The 1,221-nt window shown below is 74.0% G+C and carries 1 protein-coding gene; it reads left to right on the top strand.

The window, feature by feature from the left end; all coding sequences use genetic code 11:
* Positions 1-54 precede the first annotated feature (54 nt).
* The coding region (locus FHG89_RS00050; RefSeq protein ID WP_139581802.1) for an MFS transporter at positions 55-1,221 on the top strand (1,167 nt) is incomplete at its 3' end.

Genomic DNA, 1,221 nt, shown 5'->3' with positions numbered 1-1,221 from the left:
CTCCGGCGGGATGCCCCGCCCACCCCGGGCGCGCCATCCCGCCGGAGGGACTCCATGCGCACCGTCCTGCGCCGACCCGACTTCCGCCTGCTCTTCGTCGGCCTGCTGGCGAGCATGACCGCCGAGTCGATCCTGCTGCTCGCGCTGGCCATCTGGGTCAAGGACCTCACCGGCTCCGACGGGCTCGCCGGCGCCACGATCTTCGCCGTCATCGCGCCTATGACGCTGGCGCCCCTGGTCGGCTGGTTCGTCGACCGCTACCCGCGCCGACCCTTCTTCGTGGCCGCGAACCTCGTCACCGCGGTGCTGCTCACCCCGCTGTTCACCGTCCGGGACGCCGGTGACGTCTGGATCGTCTACCTGGTGGCCGCGCTGTACGGCCTGTCGTACATCACGCTCAGCGCGGCGCTCAGCGGGCTGATCCGGCAACTGGTCCCGGTGGAGTTGCTGGCCGAGGCGAACGGGGTGCTCCAGACCGTACGCCAGGGGCTGCGGCTGATCGGTCCGCTGGCCGGGGCGGCGCTCTACGCGGCGATCGGCGGCTGGGCGCTGGCCGGGATCGGCATGGTCGGCTTCCTGACCGCGGCCGCGGTGGTGAGCGCGCTGCCCACCCCGCATCCCCCGCCGCCGACGGTGCGCCTGCGCTGGCCGGCCGAGCTGGGCGCCGGGCTGCGGCACCTGGCCGGTGAGCCGGCCCTGCGCCGGGCCCTGTTCGGGTACGGGTTGGGATCGCTGGTGATGGGTTTCAGCGAGTCGCTCATCTTCGCCTACGTCGATGAGGGACTGGGCCGGGACCCCGCGTTCGTCGGCGTGCTGGTCACCGTGCAGGGCGTGGGAGGGCTGCTGGGCGGGCTCTGCTCACCGGCGGTGGTCCGTCGACTCGGTGAGGTCGGCACGCTGGCCACCGGGGTCGCGCTCTTCGGGCCGGCCGCGCTCGCGCTCGCGTACCCCGATCTCCGCCTCGGCTTCGCGGCGGTGCTGCTGGCCGGCGTGTCGCTCCCGCTGACCATGGTGGGCCTGCACACGCTGATCCAGCGGCGTACCCCACCCGGGCTGGTCGGTCGGGTCGCCGCGGCCACCGAGGCGGTGATCAGCGGCCCGCAGGCGTTCTCCATCGGCGCGGGCGCCCTGCTCGTCGGCTTCCTGGACTACCGGATGCTGTTCGCGCTGATCGGGGTGGCCACCCTCGCCGCCGGCGGCTACCTGTGGCGGGGCCGGCAC

The organism is Micromonospora orduensis (assembly GCF_006228125.1).
In the GTDB taxonomy this organism is placed as follows: Bacteria; Actinomycetota; Actinomycetes; order Mycobacteriales; family Micromonosporaceae; genus Micromonospora; species Micromonospora orduensis.
Note: the sequence above shows the minus strand (reverse complement) of the source record. Positions and strands in the feature narration are given on the sequence as shown.